Here is a 16,081-nt window from a genome sequence, read left to right on the forward strand (position 1 = left end):
CTATGCCTTCGCGGCGTCCTTGCGCAGCAGGTTGAAGATGACCAGCGCAGCGCCGGTCGAGATCAGGAAATTGAATCCCGCCAGACTAATGCCCAGGAACGTCCATGGTGCCTCGTCGCAGCGGATGACAGGCGCATTCATGATCGCATCGAGCGCGCTCTGGCCTTCGGCCGCCTGCGGGATGGCAGTGCAGGAGGTCAGCCCTTGCCACCAGTCGTATTCGACGCCAGCATGGAACAGGCCGATGAGCCCGGAGGTGAGGATGCCGCCCGCCGCAAGCGAAACCCACAGCCGCTTGGGCGCGAGGAAGAAGCCCATCAGTGCAAAGGCCAGCGCGGCGAAATGGGGCCAGCGCTGCCACCAGCACATTTCGCACGGATAGAGGTCGAAACCGTATTGCGACACATAGGCGCCGGCCAGCAGGGCAGCGGGCACGGCAAGCGCGAGGCGCTGGGCCATTCGCAGTGAGGAAGTCTCTGTCATTGCGCCCGAAGCGCTATCCTTACTTTGCGCGGCTGGCAACGGCGCTCGGCGTGGTCCGGCGCAGCGTTTCGATCGCGTAGTGCAGCTGGAAGTCCTCGATGCCCTGTTCCTCTAGCTCCTCGGCGGTCAGCTGGAAACGCGGATCGTCGCGCTGGTCGCGCTCCATGTCCTCGTCCTTGAGGCCGAGTTCGTTGACGAGGTGACCGCGAAGGTCGCTCTCGCGCATGATGAACTTGCTGCGGCGGGCGAGGTCCGGATCGGACAGCTGCGGCACGTCGATATCGGGCTTGATGCCGCCTTCCTGCACCGAGTGGCCCGACGGCGTGTAGTAACGTGCCGTCGTCAGCTTCAGCGCGGCGTTGCGACCGAGCGGCAGGAGCGACTGGACGCTGCCCTTGCCGAAGCTGCGATTGCCCATGACGACTGCGCGGCGATGATCCTGCAGCGCGCCGGCGACGATCTCGCTGGCCGAGGCCGAACCGGCGTCGATCAGCACGACGATAGGCAGGCCTTCGGCGATATCCCCGCGGAAGACGGTCTCTGCATCGTAAGCCACCGATTCGCCGCGGGCGCGGCCACGCTGGGTGACGATGCGACCTTCGGAGAGGAACAGGTCGGACAGCGCGACTGCCTCGTCGAGCGAGCCGCCCGGGTTCGAGCGCAGGTCGAGCACGAGGCCGTTGATGCGGCCGGTCGCCTTGGTCTGGAGGTCCTTCCACGCGGCGAAGACATCGCTGCCGACATCGCGCGAGAACTCGTTGACCATGATGTGGCCGATGTTGCCGTCCTTGAGTTCCCAGGTGACGGGTTCGAGTTCGATCACGCCGCGCGTCACGTCGACGTCGAACGGCTCGTCGCGGCCCGGACGGAATACCGTCAGGCGGATCGTCGTGCCTTCGCGGCCGCGCATGCGGGCGACGGCTTCGTCGAGTTCGAGGCCGTAGATGAGCTCGCCATCGAGGTGGGTGATGTAGTCGCCGGCCTTGATGCCGGCCTGGTCGGCCGGGCTGCCGCGGAAGGGCGAGATGATCTTCACCGCGCCGTCGTCGCTCACGACCGAGAGGCCGAGGCCAGAGTAATTGCCGTCGATCATCGTTTCGAGGCGCTGCAGGTCGCTGCCGTCGAGATAGCCGGAGTGGGGGTCGAGCGCGGCCAGCATGCCGTCGATCGCGCCATTGATCAGGACATCGTCCTCGACCGGTTCGACATAGCTCGCCTTCACCCGCTCGTAGACCGCAAAGAGCTTGCCGAATTCGGGGCCGGCATTGCCGTCGACACGGGCGAGGCCGGCCGTGGTTGCCGGGATCAGCGCCACCGCGGTAACGAGTGCGGCCGAACGGGCGAGATTGGCGATCTTCATGCGGCGAATTCCTTCAGGGCTCTTCGTGCGCATTCTATAGCGCTGCTGGAGTGAATGGAAGATGACCCTGTTTAGCGCGCAATTGCGAGGAAAATTCGACGAATGTCCCGATCGGGGGCGATAATCGCCCGCTAGCGCTGGAAATCGAGCGGATTGACCGGTCTTCCGTTGCGCCGCAGTTCGAAGGCGATGCGCGGGCGACCCCGGGTCGCGAGGCCCAGCGGCGAGCCTGCGGTCACGCTCTGGCCGACCTCCACGCTGACCTGCCCCAAGCCGGTCACGAGGCTGGTCCACTCGCCGTCATGTTCGAGGATCACGATGCGGCCGAAACCCTCATACGGGCCGGCAAAGGACACGCGGCCTGCTGCGGGCGAGACCACCTGCGCGCCGGGACGCGGCACGATGGCGAGACCCGATGCGCGTCCGCCCGAAGCGCCGGTCTCGCCGAAACCTTCGGCGACACGTCCGGAAACGGGGAGAAGGAAACGTTCCGGTGAGTTGCGCGACGTAGATGAACCAGATTGGCGAGGCGCGGCCACTGCCTGGCCATCCGTGGGGCGCGGGAGGGGGCCATCGAGTCCAGCAAGCCGCTGGCGCATGGCAGCATCGGACTCCAGACGGCCCACAAGCCCGTCTAGATCACGCGCCTGTTCGGCGAGTTCGACCGCCAGTTCGGCCTCGCGATTGGCACCGCCAAGTGCCTGGCGCGCAAGGATTCTTTCCTGTTCCGCCCTCGCGATGACGTCACGACGCCGGCTTTCGAGGCGACTCTCCGCCTCGCGGCGGTCGGCGAGCACGCCCGCCCGCTCGATTTCGAGTGCGCGGGCGCGGTCGAGTTCGCCCCTGAGCGAAGCCGTGCGGGCGCGGACGACCGGGACAGTGCTCGCCAGCACGGCGCGGGTGTGGACGACATCGCGCAGCGATCCGGACTGCAGCGCCGAGAGCGCCAGCGGGCGGCTTGCCATGGTCTGCAGCGCGCCGGTCAGCCGCGCGAGCGGTTCGCGCCGTTCCGCCAGCCGCGCATCGAGCGCCTTGCGCTGCTGTTCCACCAGCGACAGTTCGGCTTCGGCAGCCGCGATCGCCGCCTCGGCCTGCTGGACGCGCGCAGCTAGCGCCGCCGCCTCCTGCAGCGCCTGCTGCGCGGCTTCGCGCGATTGTGCCGCCTGGCCTTCGAGGCGTTCGGCACGGCTGCGCGCATTGCGTTGCTGCTGGCGGGCAATCTCGAGTGCCTCGCGCGCGTCCACCGCCTCTTCCGAAGTTAATGGGGTGGTCGAATGCTGCGCGACAAGTGCATGAAACCCAAAGGCAAGTGCGCCGCTGGCGGCAAGGCAGGCAAGGGCAGCGCGGGTCATGACGTCAGCATCCCTGCCGCATTATCCGCTGCGATGATAGGGGTGACCGGCGATGATCGTCGTCGCGCGGTAGAGCTGTTCGGCCAGCATCGCGCGGGCCATGAGATGCGGCCATGTCGCCTTTCCGAAGGCGAGCAGCAGGTCGGCCTCGCGCCGTTCCTCCTCGCTATGGCCGTCGGCCGCGCCCAGCACGAAACGGCACTCGCGCATGCCGTCATCGCGCCAGCGCTCGAGCGTTTCGGCCAGCTTTTCCGAGGAGATGTCCTTGCCGCGCTCGTCGAGCAGCACGGTCTTGTAAGGCGTCTGTGGATCGGGAATGCGCCCGCCGGTCTCGGGCAATTCGGTGAATTTCACCGGCCAGGTCAGGCGCTTCTCGTATCGCGCAACCAGCTCCGCCTCCGGAGAACGGGCAATCTTGCCGCGAGCGATGACGTGAAGAAGCAAGAGCAAACCCCTGAAACTCGAAGGTTCCTGGCCACGGCAGTCAAAGGGCGACTGCCCGCCCGCAGGTGCTCGACGCGAACCGCGTCGAAACAGCACCGAGGACGCTCGCGCGGAGGCGCGAGTGAAAGACGATTACGCCGTGCCGGCCACCGGTGGAGCGTCGCCGAACGCCCACATGCGCTCGAGATTGTAGAAGCTGCGCACTTCGGGGCGGAACAGGTGGACGACGATGTCGCCAGCGTCGAGCAGCACCCAGTCGGCCTGCGGCAGCCCTTCGAGCTTCACCGGGCCATAGCCCTCGTGCTTCAGCTTTTCGGCGAGTTTCTGTGCGATCGAGGCGACCTGGCGGGTCGAACGGCCCGAGGCGATGACCATGTGGTCGGCGATCGAGCTTTTCCCGGCGAGGTCGATGGAAACCACCTCCTGCGCCTGGTCGTCGTCGAGCTGCGTGAGCACGAGGTCCAGCAGTTCGTCCTTCTTGGCGTCAGTCATTTTCACGACCTTCGCCGTATCGGCTCCGGCAGCAGCCGGATTTGTATGCGCCTGAGTCATAGGCGAGTGCATTACTCCTGATTTTAGAGGCTTGGTGCATGAAACAATCAACGCGCATCATGGCGTAGTCGTTTCCTCCCCTGAAGGAATGAGGTGGTGTGTCACCTGGTCTCGCGGGGAAAAACCGGCGTGGCGCGATGCCCAGTCGGGATCGGCGCGGCGGATGGCCGTGGCCGAACGCGGGTCGGGATCAAATCGCAATGTCACCAGTGCCGGTGCGCTCCATTCGCCCCTGTTCCGGAAGCTGGCGAGCGGCACGCGATAGCGCCGTAGCCAGGCCATCGCGGGGCTTGCGACAGCAGCGCCATCATAGCCGGGCCGCGCGATCACCGCAATCGGCATGCTTCGTGCGATCCCCCGCCAGTCGCGCCAGCGGTGGAACTGGGCGAGGTTGTCGGAGCCCATCAGCCAGGTGAAATCGTGCCGCGGGAAGCGCCTCTGGATCGCGCGCAGGGTTTCGACCGTGTAGCGCGTGCCGAGCTCGCGCTCGATCGCGGTGACCCGGATCGGCGCGCGCCGCGCCTGCATGATGGCGGAGGTGACGCGCGCGGCCAGGGGCGCCATGCCCGCCTTCGGCTTCAGGGGATTTCCGGGCGACACCAGCCACCAGACCTCGTCCAGCCCCAGCGCCTCGCGCGCAAACAGCGAGATCTTCCGGTGGCCGCCATGCGCCGGATTGAAGCTCCCGCCGAGCAGGCCGATCCGGCTCATGCGGTGCGCCCCGTCGGCGGTGCAGGAAAGCTTGCGCCCATGGCGCGACGCCTATCAGGCGAATCCCCGCGTGTCAGCGCTTTGGGAACGTTACCGATTCGGAATCGGAAAATTAACCTCTCGGTAACTTTTGTGGCTCGCAAATGAACGAAAGTTCCCGCTCGACGAAACGCTTCATCCCGCCGAGCACTCGACTCGTGGATTCGGGGGGAATGACGGTTCGATTTTATTAAGGATTGTCTGTAGGGAATGGCCAAGGGTCAAAGACCAAGGGACGGGTCGTTTTGGAACACACTATCGCCAAGCGCGGTTGGCTAGACCGCATCAACAGCTGGTTTCCTGATCGCGAATTCTTCATGCGGTCGGAAGGCCAGGTCCGCTTCATCACCATTTCGTCGCGTGTGCAGAAGGCAGCCGCTGCCTCCGCGCTGCTCGTCGTCGTGGTGTGGGCGGTCTCGCTGGCGATCGCCGGCTGGGCGCAGTACAGCGCGAGTGCCGATCGCATGTCGCTGCTGAGCCGTGAAGCCAAGGTGGCGACTTCCGAGGAACGCCTCGCCGCCTATGGCGACAACCTCGAAGCGGTCAGCGAAGATCTCGATCGCCGCATGGAATTCATCGAAGGCGTCGCAGAGCTCCTTCCGGAAAACATGAAGGTCGATACCGCGATCAGCGATTCGACCGGCGAAGCCGCCGCCACGGTCGAAAAGGTCAGCGCAGCTTTCCCGCAGGCTGCCGAACTCGCCCGCATCGAAGCGCGCCAGCTCGCCATCGTCGAAGGCCTGACCCGCTACGCCGACTGGCGTTCGGCCCGCGCTGCAGAAGCGCTCAAGAAGCTCCAGCTCAATCCCGACGCTGTGATCCGCCGTAGCGAAAGCCAGGCAATGGGTGGTCCGCTCGAAGGGCTTTCGACCAGTGCCAACGGCGAAATCGACCCGCGCTTCGAGCGCCTCGGTCTTTCGATGGCCCGCATGTCGGCTCTCGAAAGCGCGCTCGACGGCGTCCCGCAGCTCTCCCCTGCCGCTGGCGGTGTCACCTCGAAGTTCGGCTATCGCCGCGATCCCTTCAACCGCCGCGCCGCGATGCATAACGGCATCGACTTTCGCGGAGCGATCGGCAGCCCGATCTACGCCGCCGCCAAGGGCCGCGTCAGCTTCGTCGGCTGGAAGGGCGGCTACGGCAAGACGGTCGAGATCACGCACGGAAACGGCTTGATGACGCGCTATGCCCACCTGTCACGTTTCGATGCCAAGGTCGGTGACCGGGTTGCAGCAGGCGAGAAGATCGCCGGCATGGGCAGCACCGGCCGTTCGACGGGTTCGCACCTTCACTTCGAAGTCCGCATCAACGGGCGACCCGTAAACCCCCGCACCTTCCTGGAGACAGCCCCCAATGTTCTCGAAGAAATCCGCCGAGCCCCAGAGCTCGCCCACGCTTCCCACTAATCCAGGACGCAGCAATTCCATGGCCTCCAAGAGCAGTTCCACGTTTTCGGTCCTCGGTTCGGACCTCGCCATCAAGGGTGACATCAAGGCTTCGGCCGACCTCCACATCGACGGCAGCATCGAAGGCGATATCGCCTGCACCAGCCTTGTTCAGGGCGAGACCAGCAAGGTCACCGGCGCAGTCCAGGCGGAAACCGCACGCCTTGCCGGCACGGTCGAAGGTTCGATCACCGCGCGCGAGCTCGTGATCCTCAAGACCGCCAAGATCACCGGCGACGTCTTCTACGATGCGCTGACCATCGAACAGGGCGCACAGGTCGAAGGCCGCTTCGCCCACCGCGATCCCAAGAAGAGCGCACAGCCCGCCGCCAAGGCGCAGGGCGACAGCAAGCCCGAGCTGCAGCTCGCCAACTGAGTTATCCTGCTAGGAGAGGACGAAGGCCGCTTCCGCAACGACGGAGGCGGCCTTCTCTTTATGGTGCGCCGATAAAGCGGCCTCAGGCGCCGACTTCGGCACGCAGGGCCTTGCGGTCGAGCTTGCCGATGATCGTCTTGGGCAGGTCCTCGCGCAGGACGACCTTCTCCACCCGTTCGTGCTTGCCGACACGCTTGTTGAGCCATTTCCTGAGCTCCGCCGCAGTCGCGGTGGCTCCGGGCTGCAGGACGACATAGGCATAGGGGCATTCGCCGCGATATTCGTCGGGCTGGCCAATCACGAGCACTTCCTTCACGTCCTCGTGCTGGAGCAGGACGTCCTCGACCTGGCTCGGGAAGACCTTGAAGCCGCCGACGGCAATCATGTCCTTGATACGGTCGACGATCTTGAGGAAGCCGTCCTCGTCCATCACCGCGACATCGCCGGTGCGCAGGTAGCGCTTGCCGTCGCGGGTGACGAAGGTCTCGTCATCGGTGTCCGGGCGGTTCCAGTAGCCGCGCATGATCTGCGGGCCGTGGACCGCGAGTTCGCCCGGCTCGCCCTCGGGCGCGAGCCTGGTCGGGTCTTCCTTGTCGAGGAAGACCACTTCGGTGCCCATGACCAGCTGGCCGATCGTGCCCTTCTTGCGCACCCCGTCATAGGGATTGGCGGACACCACGCCCGAGCTTTCGGTAAGGCCGTAACCTTCGACGACGCGAACGCCCGTGACTTCCTCGAAGCGCGTGTGCACCGGTGCGGGCATGGGCGCGCCGCCGGAGATGCAGACCTTGATCGAGGAGACGTCGGTCTTCGCGAGCTTGGGGTGGTCGAGCAGCGCCTGGAACATGGTAGGCACGCCGGGGAAACCGGTCGCCTTGTACTTGGCGATCGTATCGAGCACCTGCCCCGCCTCGAAACGCGGGACCATGGCGATCGAAGCGCCGGTCACCATCGCGTGGTTGAGCAGCGCGGTGTTGGCGAAGACATGGAAGAAGGGCAGCGCGCCCATGAAAACTTCGCTCGACGCTGTGCCGAAGGGATTGAGCCCGGCGGTCTGCTGCGCGTTCATCGAAAGCTGCGAATGGCCGAGCATGGCGCCCTTGGGGCGGCCGGTAGTGCCACCGGTATACTGCAGCAGGGCAATGTCCTCGGCGACGTCCACCGCCGGAAACTCCGCGTTCGAAGGATCGGCGAGCATGTCACGCCAGGCGCGGATGTCTTCGCCGTAATCGACCTTTGCGATCTTGCTGCGGCCGAGCATCTTTAGGGCAAGGCCCTTGTACCAGGGCAGCATGTCGGCGAGCGAGCCGACCACCAGCGTTTCGAGCCCGGAAGTCTCGAGCACCTGCGATGCCGTGTCGAACAGTTCTGGCACGTCCACCGTCACCAGCAGGCGGGTGCCCGAATCCGCGACCTGCCAGCTGAGTTCCTCGACCGTGTAGAGCGGCGAGAAATTGACCACGATCGCGCCCGCCAGCATCGCGCCGTAATACGCAGAGGCGTAGATCGGGACGTTCGGCAGGAACAGGCCGACCCGGTCGCCCTTCCTGATGCCGCTGGCGATCAGTCCGGCGGCGAAGCGGCGTGCTTCCTCGTTGATATCGGCGTAGGAAAAGCTGCGCCCGAGGAAATGCAGGAACGGCGCCTGCGGATTCTTCGCCGTGGTGGCGGCCAGCATATCGGGCAGGCTCGCCGGCGTGAATTGCGCGTCCCAGGGGGTGGGATGGTGATAGGCGTAACTATTTACATCCATGTAAGTTACATGGCGCATCACGCCTTAAACGCAAGTAAAAAGGGCGGGAAAAGCCACTGCCTTTCCCGCCCTTCGTGATTTGGTGCAGTGGGCTCAGGCTTCGCCCGGCGTCTCGCCTGCCTCTTCGCCGGCTTCCTCGGCAGCGCGCTTGGCGGTGAGCCATGCTTCGGCCTCGGCTTCCTGCGCAGCTTCGGCGGCAGCCTTCTCGTTGGCTTCGCGTTCGGCGCGCAGTTCTTCGATCAGCTTCTCGCGATCGCTGACGCCGCTCGGTGCTGCGGGGGCTTCGCCCTCTTCCGGAGCGGGAAGGTTCTTGGCGGCCTTGGCAACCACGGCATCGAGCTCGCGCTGCGAGCAAAGGCCGAGCGTAACCGGATCCTTGGGCTGGATGTTCTGGATGTTCCAGTGGCTGCGCTCGCGGATCGCGGTGATCGTGTTGCGCGTGGTGCCGATCAGCTTGGAGATCTGCGCGTCCGAAATCTCGGGGTGGTTGCGCAGCAGCCATGCGATGCCGTCGGGCTTGTCCTGGCGCTTGGAGACCGGCGTGTAGCGCGGGCCCTTGGTGCGGCTGACCGCAACCGGAGCGCGCTGCATCTTGAGCGTGTATTCGCTGTCGGCCTCGCCCCTGGCGATTTCTTCCTGCGTCAGCTCGCCCGAGTGGAGCGGGTCGCGGCCCGTGTACTTGCTGCCCGCAAGATCGTCGGCCATCGCCTGCACTTCGAGGATGTGGAGACCGCAGAATTCCGCGATCTGCTCGAAGGAGAGACCGGTGTTGTCGACCAGCCAGGTGGCGGTCGCATGCGGCATCAGCGGAGTGGGTTGGTCGGCCATAGAATATGCCTTTTCTCGAAACTCAAAATAGAAGGGCCGCCCCTCGCGGAGCGGCCATTGCGCCTCCCATGTAGGCGAGCGCGCCGGATTCGGCAAGCAAATGCCGTTCTAAGAGTTGCTTAACGACCATTCGCTATACTTTCCCCGTCAAATCAATGGGGAACATGATTATGCGTCAATGGGTTGCACTTGCCGCCGCGCTGGGACTGGCGGCTTGCGGAGGAGGCTCGGACTTCTCGGTCAAGGTGAAGGGCGATGCCTCTGCAGTGAAGCAGAACCTCGCAAAGGCCGGCGGCGGAAGCAGCCTTACCGGCGTCGCTCCGGCTACGATGACTTCGGACGCGAATTCGCTCGTCTTCAAGATCGCCGCTGCCCAAGGTTACGACCCGGCCGAGATCAAATTCGAATTCTTGCAGGAAGGCGAGCAGACCAAGGTCGATGTGACCGTGGACGTGCCCGAAGTCTCGATGGGCGCGAACGAGTACCTCAGCGAATCCAAGGTCGAAGGCGAGCTGCGCAAGAATCTCAACAGCTGGGCGCGCGACTATAACAAGTCGGGCAGCATGGCGAGCACGGGTGAGATCGCGCTGACCATGTCGCTCGTCGGCGTGGCCGCGCAGCAGGTGAACATCGACAACGTCCATTTCGCGAGCGACTGGTCGGTCGGCGAAGCCCGCGAAGTCGATTACGACAACTGGGCCGGTGCTGGCGAAGACAACAGCGGCTGGGCCTCGGATGCCTCCTATGACGACGGCGGCTGGGGCGACTGACACTAGGCCGGCAGCGGCTCTCCATCGAGCGCGGCGAGGCCGGCCAGGAACTGGTCGGTCGCCGCTTCCCAGCTGAAACGCGCTCCGTAATCGGCGCAGCTTCGCGGATCGCAATAGAGCGCCGCGTCGATCGCGCGGTCGATATCTTCGGACAGAGCGCCGACATCGTCGGTCACGATATCGCGCGGCCCGGCGACCGGATAAGCCGCGACCGGCGTGCCGCAAGCCAGCGCCTCGATCATGACGAGACCGAAAGTGTCGGTCCGGCTCGGGAAGACGAAGACGTCCGCCCCCGCGTAGCAGCCAGCGAGCTCGCGGCCCGATTTGCGGCCGAGGAAATGTGCCTCGGGAAAGCGTGCCTTCAGCTTTTCCAGCGAAGGTCCGTCTCCGACCACCACCTTGCTGCCGGGATGCTTCGCCTCGAGGAAGGCCTCGATGTTCTTCTCGACCGCGACGCGCCCGACATAGAGCTGGATCGGGCGCGGCAATTCGGCAAACTCGGGCGGCGGCGGCGCGAGCGGGTCGAAACAGGCAAGGTCCACGCCGCGGGTCCAGTGATGCAGCTTTTCGAGGCCATGCGCGCGCAATTCCTCGCGAATGCTCTCGGTCGCGACCAGCACACGGTGCGCGGGGGCGTGGAACCACTCGATATAGCGCCAGAACCAGCGCGCCGGCAGGTGCGTGCGCCTCGCGACATACTCGGGAAACTGCGTGTGATAGGCGGTGGTGAACGGCGTGCCCGCACGCCCGCAGTATCGGCGCGCCGCCATGCCGAGTGGCCCCTCGGTCGCGATATGGATCGCCTCGGGCGCGAAATCGCGCAGCTTCTTCGCCACTGCGCCGGGGCGGCTGATGGCGAGGCGTATCTCGGGATAGGTCGGACAAGGCACGGAGGCGAACTGGTCGGGCGAGATGACCATGACCTCGTGACCCTGCCGTCGCAGAATCGAGCAGGTCGTGGCGAGCGTACGGACCACGCCGTTCATCTGCGGACGCCAGGCATCGGTGACGATCGCGATGCGCTTGGGGGCCGGGCCGGCCATCCCGGGGGCAGGCATCCCCTCTTCGGGCAACTTCACGCAGCCTCCAGCGCTTCGGTCGCGGCGAGCACAGTTTCGCGCTTCGCCACTTCCTCGGGCCAGTGGAGCAGTTCCATCGTGCCGTCGAAATGTTCGACCAGTGCGTTGCAGCCTTCGACCCAGTCGCCGTCGTTATAATATGCGACCTTGCGGCCTTCATATTCGAAGTCGCGGATCTCGGCGGTGTGGATGTGGCCGCACACGACGCCGTCGACGCCGCGCTCGCCCGCGGCGCGCGCCACCACCTCCTCGTATTTGGAGATGAACTCGACCGCGTTCTTGACCTTGTGCTTGGCCGCCTTGCTGATCGACCAGTAGGGCAGGCCGAGCATGCTGCGTGCCTTCGCCACCCAGCCGTTGAGCTTCATCATCATGTGGTAGAGCGCGTCACCCACGAAGGCGAGCCAGCGGTGCGCGAGCATGATCGTGTCGAACTCGTCGCCGTGAAGCACCATCAGGCGGCGGCCGTCGGCGGTATCGTGGAAGGCCGCGCGGCGAATTTCGACATCGCCGAAATTCATGCCCGAGAACGGCCTCACCATCTCGTCGTGGTTGCCCGGGATATAGACGATCCGCGTACCGCGCTTGGCGCGCTTGAGGATGCGCCAGACGATGTCGTTGTGTTCGGGCGGCCAGTAGAACTTCTTCTTCAGCCGCCAGCCGTCGATGATGTCGCCGACGAGGTACATGGTCTCGCTGTCGGTATGGTCGAGGAAGTCGATCAGCAGCTCGGCATTGCAGCCCTTGGTGCCCAGGTGGACATCGCTGATCCAGATCGTGCGGTACTTGCGCCGCTCGTCGACAATTCTTTCCGGGACGCTCGGCTCCACCGGCGGAAAACCCGCCACATTGGTGAATTCGGCAAGGTCCTTGGGCAGTTCGGTCATGGTCCATCTCCCGAAGCTACGTTGGGAGAGCCATGACAGCCGAATGTTACCGGAGAATCTCGTTTCCGTTACGGATTCAAGGATTTGCTACAGATTGGCGTCAATCCGCCGCACGCACCTCGAGCACGATCTTGCCGATGTGGTCGCCGCCTTCCATGCGGGCGTGCGCCGCGCCCGCCTCTGCGAGCGGGAAGGTCTTGTCCATCACGGGCGCAATGGTGCGGTCTTCGAATAGCGGCCAAGCGTGGTTGTAGATCTCGTCGGCGAGCAGCGCCTTGAACTCGTCCGAACGCGGGCGGAGCGTCGATCCGGTCAGCACCTGACGCTTGCTCATCAGCTTGGCCATGTTGATTTCGGCCTTCAGCCCGCCGAGCACGGCGATAGTCACGTGGCGGCCATCTTCGGCAAGGCAGTCGAGGTTGCGCTGGACATAGTCGCCCGACACCATGTCGAGAATGACGTCGACACCCTTGCCGCCGGTGAATTCGTTGGTCTTCTCGACGAAGTCCTCGGTCTTGTAATTTATCGCAAGGTCGGCACCCAACTCGCGGGCGGCGTTGCATTTTTCTTCGCTGCCGGCGGTCGTGACCACCTTCATCTCGAAGGCCTTGGCGAGCTGGATCGCCATGGTGCCGATGCCCGAAGTGCCGCCATGCACGAGCAATGTCTCGCCATCGGCGGCGAAACCGCGTTCGAAGACATTGTGCCAGACGGTGAAGAGCGTTTCGGGGATCGCGGCGGCAGAGGCCATGTCCATGTGCCGAGGAACGGTAAGACAATGGGCCGAATGCGCGAGGCAGTATTCGGCATATCCGCCGCCAGACACGAGCGCGCAGACCTTGCGGTTGAGCATTTCGGGCGCAACGCCCTCGCCTACCGCGACGACCTTGCCCGACACCTCGAGCCCGGGGATCGGCGAAGCGCCCGGCGGCGGCGGGTAGAAACCCTGCCGCTGGATGACGTCGGGACGGTTCACGCCCGCATGGCTGACCTCGATCAGCACCTGGCCCTCGCCGGGCTGCGGGACGGGCAATTCCTCGGGCCGGAGCACGTCCGGGCCGCCGGGTTGGTCAAATCCCATTGCGGTCATGGTCTTAGGTAAGCCGGTCGCCAAAGGTGCCCCCTCGAATGCGTGACGTCGTGCCGGAGAAACGGTGCATTACCGTGGGGGCGTGTTGACAGCAACCGGGCTGAGGGGGATTGTGTAAGGGCAATGGAAGACGACGATCGTCCACGCCCCAAAGGCGACGCCGCGAGCAAGCTCGCCGCCGAGGATCTCGGCCCCTATTCCCAGGACGAACTCCAGGAACGCATCGCCCTGCTCGAGCGCGAGATCGCACGGGTCGAATCGCACCGCCTGAAGGCCGCAGCCCACAGGGATGCTGCAGAATCGCTTTTCGGGCGAAAGGACTGAGCGTGGGCCGGACCCTTCCAAACCGGCATCTCGTACCCATATCACCGGAACATACAGCTTTGGCTAACCTTCATAAGGTAGCCTGTCTTCCTCTCGCGAGTTTGCGAGTCCCCGCAGAAGTAGAGACCTGATGCCCAGTTTTGCTGCCAACCTCGAAAAGACCCTCCATGCCGCGCTGACCGATGCAGGCGAGCGCCGTCATGAATACGCCACGCTCGAGCACCTCCTGCTCGCGCTGATCGGCGACGAGGATGCTGCGCAGGTGATGGCGGCATGCGGCGTCGACACGGGCGAGCTCGAAGCGGTGGTGAAGCAGTATCTCGAGCAGGAATACCAGTCGCTCAAGAGCGAGGACGGCGCCGATCCGCAGCCGACCGCGGGATTCCAGCGCGTGATCCAGCGCGCGATCCTGCACGTCCAGTCCTCGGGCAAGGACACGGTGACCGGCGCAAACGTGCTCGTCGCACTGTTCTCCGAGCGTGACAGCTATGCCGTCTATTTCCTCCAGCAGCAGGACATGAGCCGCCTCGACGCGGTGAGCTACATCAGCCACGGCATCGGCAAGGGCGGCAAGCAGGTCGAGAACAAGACCCCGCAGGGCGCAGCAGAAGGCGCGAATCCGGCCGAACAGGGCGCCGAAAGCGGCAAGCCCGGCGACAAGAAGGAAACCGCGCTCGACCAGTTCACGGTCAACCTCAACCAGAAGGCCGAGGACGGCCGGATCGACCCGCTGATCGGCCGCGGACCCGAAGTCGATCGCACGGTGCAGATTCTCTGCCGTCGTTCGAAGAACAACCCGCTATACGTGGGCGACCCTGGCGTGGGTAAAACCGCGATCGCCGAAGGTCTCGCGCGCAAGATCGTCGAGGGCGACGTCCCCGACGTGCTCGAAGACGCGGTGATCTACTCGCTCGACATGGGCGCGCTGCTTGCCGGCACGCGCTATCGCGGCGACTTCGAGGAACGCCTGAAGCAGGTCGTCTCCGAACTCGAGGACATGCCCGAGGCGATCCTCTTCATCGACGAGATCCACACCGTGATCGGCGCCGGCGCGACCAGCGGCGGGGCGATGGACGCCTCGAACCTGTTGAAGCCCGCGCTGTCCAGCGGCACGATTCGCTGCATCGGATCAACGACTTACAAGGAATTCCGCAACCATTTCGAGAAGGACCGCGCATTGCTGCGGCGCTTCCAGAAGATCGACGTCAACGAACCGACGATCGAGGACACGGTTGCCATCCTCAAGGGCCTTCGCAGCGCCTTCGAGGAACATCACAAGGTCAAGTACACGCCCGATGCGCTCAAGACCGCGGTCGAGCTGTCGGCACGCTACATCAACGACCGCAAGCTGCCCGACAAAGCGATCGACGTGATCGACGAGGTCGGCGCGATGCAGATGCTGGTCCCGCCCAGCCGCCGCAAGAAGAAGATCACCGCCAAGGAAATCGAGGCCGTGATCGCGACGATGGCGCGCATTCCGCCGAAATCGGTCAGCTCGGACGACAAGAAGGCGCTCGAGAACCTCGAACGCGACCTCAAGCACGTCGTCTTCGGCCAGGATCCGGCAGTCGAGAAGCTCTCGACCGCGATGAAGCTCAGCCGCGCAGGCCTGCGCGATCCGGACAAGCCGATCGGCTCGTTCCTGTTCTCGGGCCCCACCGGCGTCGGCAAGACCGAGGTCGCGCGCCAGCTCGCCTCGATCATGGGTATCGAGCTGAAGCGCTTCGACATGTCCGAATACATGGAGCGCCACAGCGTTTCGCGCCTGATCGGTGCGCCTCCGGGCTATGTTGGTTATGATCAGGGCGGCCTTTTAACCGATGCGGTTGATCAGAACCCGCACTGCGTCCTCCTGCTCGACGAGATCGAGAAGGCGCACCCGGACCTGTTCAACATCCTCCTGCAGGTGATGGATAACGGCCGCCTGACCGACCATCACGGCAAGACGGTCGACTTCCGCAACGTGGTGCTCATCATGACCACCAATGCCGGCGCGTCCGACATGGCCAAGCAGGGTATCGGCTTCGGCGACGTGTCGAAGGAAGATGCGAGCGAGGAAGCGGTGAAGCGCATGTTCACCCCCGAGTTCCGCAACCGTCTCGATGCGATCGTGCCCTTCGGCTACCTCAACAAGTCGACGGTCGCCCGCGTGGTCGACAAGTTCATCCTCCAGCTCGAACTGCAGCTGGCCGAACAGAACGTCGACATCCAGTTCGACAAGGAAAGCCGCGCGTGGATGGCCGACAAGGGCTACGACAAGCTCTACGGTGCCCGCCCGATGGGCCGCCTGATCCAGGAAAGGATCAAGCAGCCGCTGGCCGAGGAACTGCTGTTCGGCAAGCTGTCCGATGGCGGCGAGGTCTCGGTGACGATGAAGGACGGCAAGCCCTCCTTCGAACTCACCCCCGCCCCGCCCAAGACCAAGCCTGCCGCCAAGAAGAAGGCGGCGCCGAAGAAGAAGGCTCCTGCAAGGAAGAAGCCCGACGCCGGCGCGAGCGAAAGCAAGGACGGTGGTAAGGACGAGAGCTAAGCCGCCGGACTCGCTTCCATAGCGCAAATATGATTGAACCTCCCCCGCACCTGCAGGGGAG

Annotated in this window: 16 protein-coding genes; 5 read left to right on the forward strand and 11 right to left on the reverse strand. The window is 64.7% G+C overall.

The window, feature by feature from the left end; genetic code table 11:
- From K3163_RS00310 to K3163_RS00335, 6 genes are all read right to left on the reverse strand, one after another.
- On the reverse strand, positions 1-483 hold the full coding sequence (locus tag K3163_RS00310) for a disulfide bond formation protein B (protein WP_221550643.1): 483 nt from the start codon (positions 481-483) through the stop codon (positions 1-3).
- Between the two features lie 19 nt (positions 484-502).
- Positions 503-1,843, reverse strand: a complete 1,341-nt coding sequence (locus K3163_RS00315) for a S41 family peptidase (protein WP_221427334.1) — start codon at positions 1,841-1,843, stop codon at positions 503-505.
- 131 nt (positions 1,844-1,974) lie between these two features.
- A complete protein-coding gene (locus K3163_RS00320; protein WP_221550644.1) occupies positions 1,975-3,195 on the reverse strand; it encodes a murein hydrolase activator EnvC family protein in 1,221 nt (406 codons plus the stop codon).
- 21 nt (positions 3,196-3,216) lie between these two features.
- The gene (locus tag K3163_RS00325) at positions 3,217-3,639 is read right to left on the reverse strand and encodes a 23S rRNA (pseudouridine(1915)-N(3))-methyltransferase RlmH (protein ID WP_221550645.1); all 423 of its coding nucleotides are present in this window, start codon (positions 3,637-3,639) and stop codon (positions 3,217-3,219) included.
- A 132-nt stretch (positions 3,640-3,771) separates the two neighbouring features.
- A complete protein-coding gene (gene rsfS, locus K3163_RS00330; protein ID WP_221427331.1) occupies positions 3,772-4,131 on the reverse strand; it encodes a ribosome silencing factor in 360 nt (119 codons plus the stop codon).
- A gap of 117 nt (positions 4,132-4,248) precedes the next feature.
- Positions 4,249-4,902, reverse strand: coding sequence for a nicotinate-nucleotide adenylyltransferase (locus K3163_RS00335; RefSeq protein WP_221427330.1), 654 nt, complete (start codon positions 4,900-4,902; stop codon positions 4,249-4,251).
- Between the two features lie 284 nt (positions 4,903-5,186).
- On the opposite strand from K3163_RS00335, the gene K3163_RS00340 reads away from it, so the two are divergent.
- Together K3163_RS00340 and K3163_RS00345 are read left to right on the forward strand one after the other, a co-directional pair.
- Entirely contained in the window at positions 5,187-6,344 is a 1,158-nt protein-coding gene (locus tag K3163_RS00340; protein WP_247710046.1) for a M23 family metallopeptidase, read from the forward strand.
- 19 nt (positions 6,345-6,363) lie between these two features.
- The gene (locus tag K3163_RS00345) at positions 6,364-6,759 is read left to right on the forward strand and encodes a bactofilin family protein (RefSeq protein WP_221427329.1); all 396 of its coding nucleotides are present in this window, start codon (positions 6,364-6,366) and stop codon (positions 6,757-6,759) included.
- Between the two features lie 82 nt (positions 6,760-6,841).
- Here K3163_RS00345 and K3163_RS00350 read toward each other — a convergent pair whose 3' ends face one another.
- A complete protein-coding gene (locus K3163_RS00350; RefSeq protein WP_221550646.1) occupies positions 6,842-8,512 on the reverse strand; it encodes a long-chain-fatty-acid--CoA ligase in 1,671 nt (556 codons plus the stop codon).
- 93 nt (positions 8,513-8,605) lie between these two features.
- Positions 8,606-9,340, reverse strand: a complete 735-nt coding sequence (locus tag K3163_RS00355) for a DUF1013 domain-containing protein (protein ID WP_221427328.1) — start codon at positions 9,338-9,340, stop codon at positions 8,606-8,608.
- A 155-nt stretch (positions 9,341-9,495) separates the two neighbouring features.
- Here K3163_RS00355 and K3163_RS00360 point away from each other — a divergent pair, with 155 nt between their 5' ends.
- On the forward strand, positions 9,496-10,110 hold the full coding sequence (locus tag K3163_RS00360; protein WP_221550648.1) for a hypothetical protein: 615 nt from the start codon (positions 9,496-9,498) through the stop codon (positions 10,108-10,110).
- Between the two features lie 2 nt (positions 10,111-10,112).
- Here K3163_RS00360 and K3163_RS00365 read toward each other — a convergent pair whose 3' ends face one another.
- The 3 genes from K3163_RS00365 to K3163_RS00375 form a co-directional block, all read right to left on the reverse strand.
- Positions 10,113-11,153 (reverse strand): glycosyltransferase family 4 protein, encoded by a 1,041-nt coding sequence (locus tag K3163_RS00365; protein ID WP_247712420.1) that lies wholly within the window; start codon positions 11,151-11,153, stop codon positions 10,113-10,115.
- 32 nt (positions 11,154-11,185) lie between these two features.
- A complete protein-coding gene (locus K3163_RS00370; protein ID WP_221550650.1) occupies positions 11,186-12,076 on the reverse strand; it encodes a UDP-2,3-diacylglucosamine diphosphatase in 891 nt (296 codons plus the stop codon).
- A gap of 100 nt (positions 12,077-12,176) precedes the next feature.
- Positions 12,177-13,157, reverse strand: a complete 981-nt coding sequence (locus K3163_RS00375; RefSeq protein WP_247712421.1) for an NAD(P)H-quinone oxidoreductase — start codon at positions 13,155-13,157, stop codon at positions 12,177-12,179.
- 132 nt (positions 13,158-13,289) lie between these two features.
- Between K3163_RS00375 and K3163_RS00380 the strand changes: the two genes are divergently transcribed.
- Together K3163_RS00380 and clpA are read left to right on the forward strand one after the other, a co-directional pair.
- A complete protein-coding gene (locus tag K3163_RS00380; protein ID WP_221427323.1) occupies positions 13,290-13,490 on the forward strand; it encodes a DUF1192 domain-containing protein in 201 nt (66 codons plus the stop codon).
- 130 nt (positions 13,491-13,620) lie between these two features.
- Positions 13,621-16,020 (forward strand): ATP-dependent Clp protease ATP-binding subunit ClpA, encoded by a 2,400-nt coding sequence (gene clpA, locus K3163_RS00385; protein ID WP_221550654.1) that lies wholly within the window; start codon positions 13,621-13,623, stop codon positions 16,018-16,020.
- Positions 16,021-16,081 lie beyond the last annotated feature (61 nt).

It is taken from the genome of Qipengyuania xiapuensis, assembly GCF_019711395.1.
Taxonomy (GTDB): domain Bacteria; phylum Pseudomonadota; class Alphaproteobacteria; order Sphingomonadales; family Sphingomonadaceae; genus Qipengyuania; species Qipengyuania xiapuensis.

What these genes read in the sequence shown, in the direction of transcription:
- K3163_RS00370 (WP_221550650.1), bottom strand. Translation starts at nt 12,076, where the DNA reads ATGACCGAACTGCCCAAGGACCTTGCCGAATTCACCAATGTGGCGGGT.
- K3163_RS00320 (WP_221550644.1), bottom strand. Translation starts at nt 3,195, where the DNA reads ATGACCCGCGCTGCCCTTGCCTGCCTTGCCGCCAGCGGCGCACTTGCC.
- K3163_RS00365 (WP_247712420.1), bottom strand. Translation starts at nt 11,153, where the DNA reads ATGGCCGGCCCGGCCCCCAAGCGCATCGCGATCGTCACCGATGCCTGG.
- K3163_RS00315 (WP_221427334.1), bottom strand. Translation starts at nt 1,843, where the DNA reads ATGAAGATCGCCAATCTCGCCCGTTCGGCCGCACTCGTTACCGCGGTG.
- K3163_RS00310 (WP_221550643.1), bottom strand. Translation starts at nt 483, where the DNA reads ATGACAGAGACTTCCTCACTGCGAATGGCCCAGCGCCTCGCGCTTGCC.
- K3163_RS00335 (WP_221427330.1), bottom strand. Translation starts at nt 4,902, where the DNA reads ATGAGCCGGATCGGCCTGCTCGGCGGGAGCTTCAATCCGGCGCATGGC.
- K3163_RS00350 (WP_221550646.1), bottom strand. Translation starts at nt 8,512, where the DNA reads ATGGATGTAAATAGTTACGCCTATCACCATCCCACCCCCTGGGACGCG.
- K3163_RS00360 (WP_221550648.1), top strand. Translation starts at nt 9,496, where the DNA reads ATGGGGAACATGATTATGCGTCAATGGGTTGCACTTGCCGCCGCGCTG.
- K3163_RS00345 (WP_221427329.1), top strand. Translation starts at nt 6,364, where the DNA reads ATGGCCTCCAAGAGCAGTTCCACGTTTTCGGTCCTCGGTTCGGACCTC.
- K3163_RS00380 (WP_221427323.1), top strand. Translation starts at nt 13,290, where the DNA reads ATGGAAGACGACGATCGTCCACGCCCCAAAGGCGACGCCGCGAGCAAG.
- rsfS (WP_221427331.1), bottom strand. Translation starts at nt 4,131, where the DNA reads ATGACTGACGCCAAGAAGGACGAACTGCTGGACCTCGTGCTCACGCAG.
- K3163_RS00375 (WP_247712421.1), bottom strand. Translation starts at nt 13,157, where the DNA reads ATGGGATTTGACCAACCCGGCGGCCCGGACGTGCTCCGGCCCGAGGAA.
- K3163_RS00355 (WP_221427328.1), bottom strand. Translation starts at nt 9,340, where the DNA reads ATGGCCGACCAACCCACTCCGCTGATGCCGCATGCGACCGCCACCTGG.
- clpA (WP_221550654.1), top strand. Translation starts at nt 13,621, where the DNA reads ATGCCCAGTTTTGCTGCCAACCTCGAAAAGACCCTCCATGCCGCGCTG.